Below are 8759 nucleotides of genomic sequence, written 5' to 3'. Positions count from 1 at the left end.
TACCTAACCAACTACCTAATCGGCCGCAGACTCATCCTTAGGCGAAAAAACATTTAAACAAAAAACCATTACAGGAATAATTGCCTATCCAGTATTATCCTCAGTTTCCCAAGGTTATCCCGGTCCTAAGGGTAGATTATCCACGTGTTACTGAGCCGTACGCCACGAATCTAAATTCGTTCGACTTGCATGGCTTAATCGAATCCCAATAGCAGTAACATCTGCCAGGATCAAACAGAATTGAACACATAACAGACATAATAAGTATAAAGTATTATGAAGTACGCTAAAAAAATATAGACGAGTATTAATACATAAAATTTGATATAAAAGTTTCTATAATCAAATTTCACCACATCTACAAAACTTACATCATACCCGAAAAACTCAGGTACTCACAAAGCACATTCAATGATATTAATAATTCAATTAATACAATAAACATGATAAATTATAGCTATATGCGGAAAAGCAGTCATCATAGTCAAAATTGTAAATACAATATAACTTAAACCAACGCCATAAAAACATATAGCACATACTATACAGACGGTAATTTCATTAACAAATTCAATTAAAAAATATTGCAATATTCCATTTAAATATCTATAAAATTAAAATATTCTATATAACACTAAATTAAAAAATATTAATGATTATTATAAAAAAATAAGCTCAAATATTAAGAAAATATAACGAATTTTTTGAAATTTATTGTTCGTATATATTGAAACAAATAAAATCGTGAAAAAAATAATTTTTTGAATAATAATAATTTATTAAAAGTCACACATGCGAAAAACATAAATGATATTTAAAACTTTCTATCTAATTCAAATAAAAATTGCTTTATATACTGCAAAACAAAAGATACTATTGGTGATAAAATATGAAGTTCGGTATAGAATTCGTACCACAAATACCATTAAATGAATTAGTAGACTTAGTAAAATTAGCTGAAGACGTCGGTTTTGAATACGCATGGATCACAGACCACTACAACAATAAAAACGTATACGAAACCTTAGCATTAATTGCAGCAAACACTGAAACCATTAAAATGGGTCCTGGTGTAACCAACCCATACGTAAGAAGCCCTGCAATTTCCGCTTCCGCTATCGCAACCATTGACGAAATTTCAGAAGGAAGAGCAACCTTCGGTATCGGTCCTGGTGACAAAGCAACTTTCGACGCTTTAGGAATCGCATGGGAAAAACCTGTATCCACTATTAAAGCAGCAATCGCTGACATTAATACTTTATTATCTGGTGGAAAAACCGAAGCTGGTGCAGCATTAGGTGGAGCAAAAGCTGTTCAAGAACACATCCCTATTTACATGGGTGCTCAAGGACCTAAAATGTTAGAAACCGCTGGAGAAATCGCAGATGGTGTATTAATCAACGCTTCCAACCCTAAAGATTACGAAGCTGCTATGCCTATGATCAAAAAAGGTATCGAAGCAGCTGGTGGAGACAAAGCATTTGACGTAGGTGCATACACTGCAACTTCCATTGGTGCTGACTCTGACGCAGCTAAAAACGCAGCTAAAATTGTAGTTGCTTTCATTGCAGCTGGTTCCCCACCTCCAGTTATCGAAAGACACGGATTACCTGAAGGATTCAACGAACAAATGGGTGCATTCTTAGCTAAAGGTGACTTCGGTGGAGCTATTGGCGCTGTAACCGACGAAGCACTCAACGCATTTTCCGTATGTGGTACTCCTGATGAGTTCATCCCTAAAATTGAAGGCTTAGCTGAAATGGGTGTAACTCAATACGTAGCAGGATCCCCTGTTGGTAAAGACGTAGCAGAATCCATCAAATTATTAGGAGACGTAATTGCAAGTTTCTAAACTTGCTTACTTTTTCTTTTTTTATTTTTTTAAACCATTACACACAACTTAATAATATACTATTTTTAACATAATTTTTAATTATAACTTCCATATAATAATATTATAATGGAAATTGAAAACTTAACAAAAGAAATTAGGCAAAGAGCCTTTGAGAGAAAGGAACCGAAAACCCCAGAACAGGTTGGGGCAAGCTGGTATAATGATGATTTAACTTATGATGGCGTTGCAAAAACATTATTCATGATTTTACCCACTCCAGGATGTGCATGGGCATTGGGAGACAGTGGCGGATGCACCATGTGCAGCTATGTGTCAGACTGCACACTGGAACCAATTGACACTGAAACCATCCTGAAAATATTCCACAACCACCTGTCCAGACATCCGATAGCCGAGGAGGACAGAATTTCAGTGAAACTCTTCGCATCAGGAAGTTTTTTAAATCCCTATGAGCTTCCAAAGGACGCCCGTGATGAAATCCTGAAAACATTAATTGGTCTGGGCAACGTGACTGAAATCATTGTAGAGTCAAGGCCAGAATATGTAAAGGAAGAATACCTTGATGAAATATTCGACATCATAGGAGACACCCTGTTCGAAGTGAGCATAGGTCTTGAAACCTCAAACGACTACACCCGACTGAACAAGATCAATAAGGGATTTACCCGTGATGATTTTGAAGAAGCCGTGAAACTGATGCAGAACCTGAAAGAGACAAAGGGATACAACCTAAAGTCAAAGGCATATATTTTTGTAAAGCCTATCCTAGTATCCGAATCAGAGGCAATAGCTGAAGCGATTGAAACCGCACATTACTGCAATTCAATAGGCGTTGACAGACTGTCATTCTGTCCGGCAACAATACACGGAGGAACCGTGATCGAAAGATTCTGGAGAAAAGGAGCATACCAGCCGCCATGGATATGGTCCTGCATTGAAATCATCAATACAGTAAGGGACGAGATAGACCTGCCTGCTCTCATGGACACATCAGGTTTCGGCTCCAGGAGAGGCCCTTACAACTGTAAAAAATGCAGTAAGGACCTGAAACATATGATTATAGCCAACAATCTGACACAGACAAAAATAGAGCATGACTGCGAGTGCAAAGGCGAATGGCTGGCCCAAGTTGAAAATTCAGACATGAACTCATCAACCGTTGAGATAAAGCATATCCCATTATATTAATATATTTTGAACTATTAATTATTAGTAGGAGGAAACAATGAAAAGTAAATTTATTAGCATACTGGCTATGATACTGGGATTAATCATTATCATCTTCCCTGTTATGGGAATCATTGGAGTGGCGGATTTAATCGGCCTATCCATATTACTGATATCAATTTACCTGCTCGTAGTTGGAGTGGCCATAATTGATTATAATAAAACCGGAGCGATACTTGACCTGGCTTTAGGAATGATACTTTTATTCTTAAGCATTTGTCTGATATTCAATGCCGGACTATTAGGATTTTTAGCGCAAATCACATTATACCTTGCGGGAATAACCCTGATTATTGTTGGATTGGTGTCCCTAATCAACAATCGCCAATCCAGATACGGATTTTATATAGGAATAGCCGGAGTTGTTCTCGGCTTGTTGTACATAGTAATCGGAACCTATGTGGCAGACCCTATCATTCTGGGCGTATTGATTGGCGCATGGTTAGTGATAAGCGGTATTTTAAGATTAATGGATGGTTAAGCCGTCCAAAACTTTCTTTTTTTGGTGTTGACATTGATAGGGATTAGTGCTGATTTCGACCCTGTGCATAAGGGCCATGAACATCTGATTGGCGAAGCGCGCAAGCTGGGGGATGAGCTGGACAAAAAGGTTGTCGTCTATCTAAATAAGGGATTCAGTGCAAACCATGCTCCGTTTTTTGTTGATTTTGATGCCCGCCGCGAAATGGCACTGGCTCTGGGGGCGGATGACGTCAAAGCATTTGAGGGACTTCATCACAGACTGGTATTATCATACAGCGTGCCGATAAGGCTTAAGCAGATGATTGATGACGGAGTGACAGATTACATCACTTCCGCAAGCATTTCACTCGATGAGATAAAGTCAAAGGCTCAGAAGTTCATCGATGAGGGCAACTTTGTCGGAATGCCCAAAAGCTATACCAACAGAAACGAGATTCGCTGGTATGCAATCAACGAATTTTTAGGCTCAAAGCTCAACTACCATGTTGTCGACGAGTTCAACAAGGACAAATACTCAGGAAGACTGATAAGACAGTCCATAATTGACAACGACATGATGATTACCAAACAGGTGCGGAAACTGCTTCCAAAGACCACCGTTGAAATCCTTCAGAGGGAGATTGATGCGGGAAGAACCCCTGGCGAGCGCAACTGGAAGGACATCTATAAACGGATGAACACCTATTCACGGGGAAACCTTGAAAAGATAGCTTACCTCAATGGAAATACAATCAATGAAATCATCAAAAGAAGGGTATACAGGGATCCCGAATCAATCTGGGCAGTGTTCAGGAGATCTGATTACGGGCCTGTAATGACACGTCTGGCAATCAGCGCCATTGAAATGGAAGTTACAAAAAAGGAAGTCATGGACCTGATGAAAAGCTATGAGTCCCAAGGCGTGATTCCCGACAATCAGAAGGTGCAGAGGGTTATCGACCGTGCATGGTATGTGGCATGTGAAGGCGAAAAGGGAATAAGCGCACGGGATGCGAACGAAAGGTTTCGAAGTGAAAACATTGCCGTCGAAACTCCTCCGGCAAGTCTTGAAGCCGGACTGAATCTGACCAAATTTGAAACAAAAATCACAAAAGAGGGCATAAACACTGACCTGTATGTCGATAAGAACGGAAAGATATCAGTTCAGTTCAAAAGCGAAGGCAAAAAAATAAAAACAAATTTGAGATTGCCTGCCCTGGAAGTCACATACTTAAGATACATTATGGATTCCCATTTCATTCCGGTTAGCGGAAGTATAAAAAAAGCCAAAAAGGGATTTAAGGTTAAGGTCGATATTGGCTGAGCTTTTCTAATGCCGCCCTGACCATTATTAACTCATTTTCATCAAAGTAATTTATTATTTCTTCCAGTTCCTCTGATTTTCTTTTGGAACTTTTCAGGGTATTGTTTATTCTGGACAATGACTTCTCCTTGAAATCATCCCCTTCGGTTAATGAGAGCATCTCAAAGAATTCATCTTCAAGACCATTGCTTTTTGCGATTTCAGCAGATTCTATCAGAAGTGCAGACAAAGCTTTTGTATATGTGCTTCTGAGCAGCTTCAACATGCTTGCATCACCGACATTGGCGCTGATTATTTCCGTTTGAATAAAATCATTTAAAAACAGCAATTCCGCAGCGTCCTCACCTGAAAGATACAAAATCGGATTGCCGGAATCGATTTTGCCTATGATGGCGCCATCCACCAAATTGTCAACGGCTTCATTGATTTTAGATGCGGTGTCTGGAGAAACGTTGTTCAAATCCAAATAGATTCCCTTTGCATATTTTCCATATCTTTCCGCAACGCTCAAGGCATTTTTCGGCGAAGTCGCTGAAATCAGAATATCAGACCTGCAGGCCACATCCTTAAAGGTATCCAGGACTTCAATGCCTGACTTTTCAATATTGCTCATTGTTTTTGGTGAGCGGTTTTCGGCCGATGTGATGAAACTAATATCATCTGATTTGAGCAGTTCAACCAGAGTTCGTGAAACCTTTCCAAAACCTATAAAACCGATTATCATAATCTCACTGGTTATTTTTTAAATAGAAGCATGTCATGCAGGTTTACGCCTATGTCCTTGGAAATTGTATTGCATTTTGCGCATAATAAGAAATAGATGTCCTTGTCTGACAGGTCAATTTCGGTCAATCCCTCATAATTTCCCATTCCCTTTGAGATTACAAAATCATGGCTTTCGAATATTTCCCTGAATTCGTCTGAAATTTCGCTGTCCACATATCCGACAGTTCCGCAGCCTATCTCAACGATTTCACCATATTCATCCAATCCCGCATCCAGGGCCTCCTCCATGCATGCATCATTCAGGATAGGCTCTGACTTGACCGCTATTGTAATCTTCAATCCGTATTCCCTGATTTTTGCCAAAAGTAGTTTGTCGAATACAATTTCGCCGGTATTGTCCACGAGATATAATACCTTATCATGAGTTTTCAGGGATTCTTCAAATTCTTCAATGTCCTTTACTGCCAAATCCTTTTTAAGGGCTGTTTTGATTACGCTTTCAATGTCATCATCCAAAGTGAATGCACCGAAATCCAGAATGTTACCAATGATAGCTATCTTGACATGATTTTCCAGACTGCTGTCCTCTTCAAGTATCTTTTTGACATCAGGCAGATACTTCAAGGCAATTTCATTTCCCTCAATCTTTTCCTTGCGATAGGGATCCCTGCAGCCTGTCTTTTCCTTTATCATCTTATGCATTGCAGAACCTGTGCCGTTTGAATTGGTATCCAATTTGAAGTTGCTGCTTAAAAACTTAAAGATATCTTCCATTATCTCCATCTTAAGAGTTTCGTCATCTGTTGACAGGTCCATTGCTTCACGAGCCTGTCTTAAAAAGCAGGGCCCGCATTCATAACTGATCTTCAAGCTTAACCCCCATAGATTATTTGGACGATTTGGATTTCATCATCTTCCTCGATGACTGTATCCTCAATGACCAGTTCGCCGTTCTGCTTGGATACAACAGTCTGGGCGGAAAGTTCAAGCTCGTCAAGTAAATCTTTGATAGTGTAATCTTCATTAGGTATTTGCCTTTTTTCGTTTAAATCCTTATATTTCAATGTGAATTCCATATTTTCATACTCCTAACTCTTCTAAAAATGAACAGGCTTTACATAAATCGTTTGCTGAAGGCTCTCCACATCTTTTGCATCTCCCATGAGCATACTCCTTCTGCATTTCCTTTTTTAGAACGCCCTTGATCTTATCATATCCCCGTAATGTTGAGTACTTGATTGTAGGGTGCTTTTCGGCCAGCTGATTGATGACCTCGGAAACCTCGCCCCTGAATGACTGCATTGCATATGGGCAGCTGTCAAAGTGGACTTCAAGCTCCTTTGCAACCACATATATGCCGATTTCACGTTCTGGAATTTCCCTTAAAGGCTTGATTTTAACCGTAAACTCTTCAGCTTTTGATTCTGTTTTTGCACCTAGCTTTGTCAGGTTATCGGTGTTTCCCTCAAGATAGTTCATCATGATGCCCTGGACCTCATCATCAAGATTGTGTCCTGTGGCTATTTTTGTGGCTCCCATTTCACGGGCGGCTTTATTTATAATTGTCCTTCTGAACACTCCACAGTATGTGCATGAACCCTTATGGTTCGGCCTTTGCATGATCTCATCAAGGGTTATCCCGTAATCCTCCTTCAGGGACACTACCTTATGCTCTATTCCTAATCTTTCGGCATGCCTTTTTGCAATGTCGACACCCTCCTGGCGATAATTGGCAATTCCCTCATCTACTGTCACCGCACAGAGGTCTATCAAATTCATTTCACGAAATGAGTTCAGTATCTCCAATGTTGTGACGCTGTCCTTTCCTCCTGAAAGGGCCACCAGAACCTTGTCTCCCTTGTCCAGGAGCTTTTCCTTCTTGACGGTTTTGATGACTTTCTTTTCGATTGATTCTATGAAACAATCCTTGCACAACAATTGTCCTGATTGCTCTCTTTTATAAATAACTTTAGGATTACCACATTTACTGCATTGCATAATACTACCTACATCTGTTCTACAAAGCGCGCCAGCTGATTTAAGGTGTTGACCTCAAATACATGCGCTCCCGCATCACGATACAGTGAAACGCAACTGTCCACTATATCCCATTTGTTCTTGTCTTCGGGATTCAGGATGACCACCTTTTTGGCATCCCTTACCATTTCCTCAACAAGCTCCACACTTGCCGGAATCTTATTCACTTTCGGGCCGGCCCAATCCCTGCAGTCTGATAAAATGATTACATAAGATTTATTGTTGATGTTTGCCTTTTCCTGGAACTGCTTGAAAGCGGAATACATGTCCGAAGTCCCATGCACCATCATGTTCTTGACCCTCATGTCCTTGACCTTGATAAAGGAATCGATGAGATACTCTTCCTTCAATGCCTTTGTTGTCTCTATTACCTTATTGTCGAATTCGAAGGTTCTGGACCTTTTAAAGGCTGTCTGGGCTGAAAACATCAGCATGAAAAACCAGCTGCTGATCCATTCGCATGAGCCGCTGATGTCATTTAGGAATAAATGTTCATTCTTATGGGGCCTTGGCTTTGCCTTTACAAGCTCCAGCGGCACGCCGCCATATTTCAGATTTGCCCTCATTGTTCGTCTCATGTCAATCTTATGGGAGTTGGCCTGAATCTTTCTTCTTGAACGCTTGTTGGCGATTCTTTTTCCCAGCCTTTGACAGATTTCAAGCATTCTTGGGTCGAACCTGTTCAGCTTTGTCAAATCCTTGTTCATCAGTTCCCCATCACGCTCCAGCCTTTTTGCTTCCTCAAGCAGAGGCTGGCCTGAAAGCATCTTCAGCTTTTCATTGTCGACTTTTTCCTTTCGAATCCTCTTGCCAATTGTATCCTGCTTTTTAATGATATACTTATTTGATTTAGGACCTGTTCCTCTGTATGCTTTGCTCTTGTTAAGGTCCTCCTTGATTTCCTTTTCAGGGTCAGGCAATGCGAATACTTCTTCAAAAACCTTTAAAAATTTAGGAATGTCATATCTGTCCTTGACATAAATTGCAAGCAAAGCTGTCTTAAGCAGGTCCCTATCCGTTTCACCCAGTTGGCTGTAGATCTGCATGGCCGCCTGTGTGCTTCTGATACTTACCGGAAGCCCTTCCTTTCTCAAGTCAGCTGATAGTGTTGCAATCTTTCTTATCATG

Annotated in this window: 9 protein-coding genes and 1 rRNA gene; 4 read left to right on the top strand and 6 right to left on the bottom strand. The window is 40.2% G+C overall.

Annotation, left to right across the window (positions count from 1 at the left end):
* Positions 1-241 (bottom strand): 16S ribosomal RNA (locus E7Z79_RS02175); the annotation flags it as partial.
* A 648-nt stretch (positions 242-889) separates the two neighbouring features.
* Between E7Z79_RS02175 and mer the strand changes: the two genes are divergently transcribed.
* The 4 genes from mer (at position 890) to E7Z79_RS02155 (ending at position 4868) form a co-directional block, all read left to right on the top strand.
* Positions 890-1852 (top strand): 5,10-methylenetetrahydromethanopterin reductase, encoded by a 963-nt coding sequence (gene mer / locus E7Z79_RS02170; RefSeq protein WP_303738338.1) that lies wholly within the window; start codon positions 890-892, stop codon positions 1850-1852.
* Positions 1853-1960: 108 nt separating this feature from the next.
* Positions 1961-3043, top strand: a complete 1083-nt coding sequence (locus tag E7Z79_RS02165; protein WP_303738337.1) for an archaeosine biosynthesis radical SAM protein RaSEA — start codon at positions 1961-1963, stop codon at positions 3041-3043.
* A 37-nt stretch (positions 3044-3080) separates the two neighbouring features.
* Positions 3081-3563 carry a DUF308 domain-containing protein gene (locus E7Z79_RS02160; protein WP_303738336.1) on the top strand — a complete coding sequence of 161 codons (483 nt, stop codon included), beginning with the start codon at positions 3081-3083 and terminating at the stop codon, positions 3561-3563.
* A gap of 24 nt (positions 3564-3587) precedes the next feature.
* On the top strand, positions 3588-4868 hold the full coding sequence (locus E7Z79_RS02155; protein ID WP_303738335.1) for a cytidyltransferase: 1281 nt from the start codon (positions 3588-3590) through the stop codon (positions 4866-4868).
* Here the strand turns inward: E7Z79_RS02155 and E7Z79_RS02150 are convergent.
* Genes E7Z79_RS02150 through E7Z79_RS02130 form a run of 5 tightly spaced genes read right to left on the bottom strand, consistent with a single transcriptional unit; the run spans position 4849 to position 8758 of the window.
* Positions 4849-5592: an NAD(P)-binding domain-containing protein gene (locus E7Z79_RS02150; RefSeq protein ID WP_303738334.1), complete on the bottom strand. Its 744-nt coding sequence runs from the start codon at positions 5590-5592 to the stop codon at positions 4849-4851. The two genes, E7Z79_RS02155 and E7Z79_RS02150, sit on opposite strands and share 20 nt — an antisense overlap.
* A gap of 11 nt (positions 5593-5603) precedes the next feature.
* On the bottom strand, positions 5604-6464 hold the full coding sequence (locus E7Z79_RS02145) for a DUF89 domain-containing protein (RefSeq protein WP_303738333.1): 861 nt from the start codon (positions 6462-6464) through the stop codon (positions 5604-5606).
* Between the two features lie 2 nt (positions 6465-6466).
* Positions 6467-6670: a MoaD/ThiS family protein gene (locus E7Z79_RS02140; RefSeq protein WP_303738332.1), complete on the bottom strand. Its 204-nt coding sequence runs from the start codon at positions 6668-6670 to the stop codon at positions 6467-6469.
* A gap of 4 nt (positions 6671-6674) precedes the next feature.
* Complete coding sequence (locus E7Z79_RS02135; RefSeq protein WP_303738331.1) at positions 6675-7592, bottom strand: TIGR00269 family protein; 918 nt, start codon at positions 7590-7592, stop codon at positions 6675-6677.
* An 8-nt stretch (positions 7593-7600) separates the two neighbouring features.
* Entirely contained in the window at positions 7601-8758 is a 1158-nt protein-coding gene (locus E7Z79_RS02130) for a VWA domain-containing protein (RefSeq protein WP_303738330.1), read from the bottom strand.
* Between the last annotated feature and the right edge of the window lies 1 nt (position 8759).

It is taken from the genome of Methanobrevibacter thaueri, from assembly GCF_015062905.1.
Taxonomy (GTDB): domain Archaea; phylum Methanobacteriota; class Methanobacteria; order Methanobacteriales; family Methanobacteriaceae; genus Methanocatella; species Methanocatella thaueri_A.
The sequence above is the reverse complement of the archived record's forward strand: the minus strand, read 5'-3'. Positions and strand labels throughout refer to the sequence as shown.

Excerpts from the sequence above, each read along its gene's own strand:
- mer (WP_303738338.1), top strand. The coding sequence starts at position 890 with ATGAAGTTCGGTATAGAATTCGTACCACAAATACCATTAAATGAATTA.
- E7Z79_RS02165 (WP_303738337.1), top strand. The coding sequence starts at position 1,961 with ATGGAAATTGAAAACTTAACAAAAGAAATTAGGCAAAGAGCCTTTGAG.
- E7Z79_RS02160 (WP_303738336.1), top strand. The coding sequence starts at position 3,081 with ATGAAAAGTAAATTTATTAGCATACTGGCTATGATACTGGGATTAATC.
- E7Z79_RS02150 (WP_303738334.1), bottom strand. The coding sequence starts at position 5,592 with ATGATAATCGGTTTTATAGGTTTTGGAAAGGTTTCACGAACTCTGGTT.
- E7Z79_RS02140 (WP_303738332.1), bottom strand. The coding sequence starts at position 6,670 with ATGGAATTCACATTGAAATATAAGGATTTAAACGAAAAAAGGCAAATA.
- E7Z79_RS02135 (WP_303738331.1), bottom strand. The coding sequence starts at position 7,592 with ATGCAATGCAGTAAATGTGGTAATCCTAAAGTTATTTATAAAAGAGAG.
- E7Z79_RS02130 (WP_303738330.1), bottom strand. The coding sequence starts at position 8,758 with ATGATAAGAAAGATTGCAACACTATCAGCTGACTTGAGAAAGGAAGGG.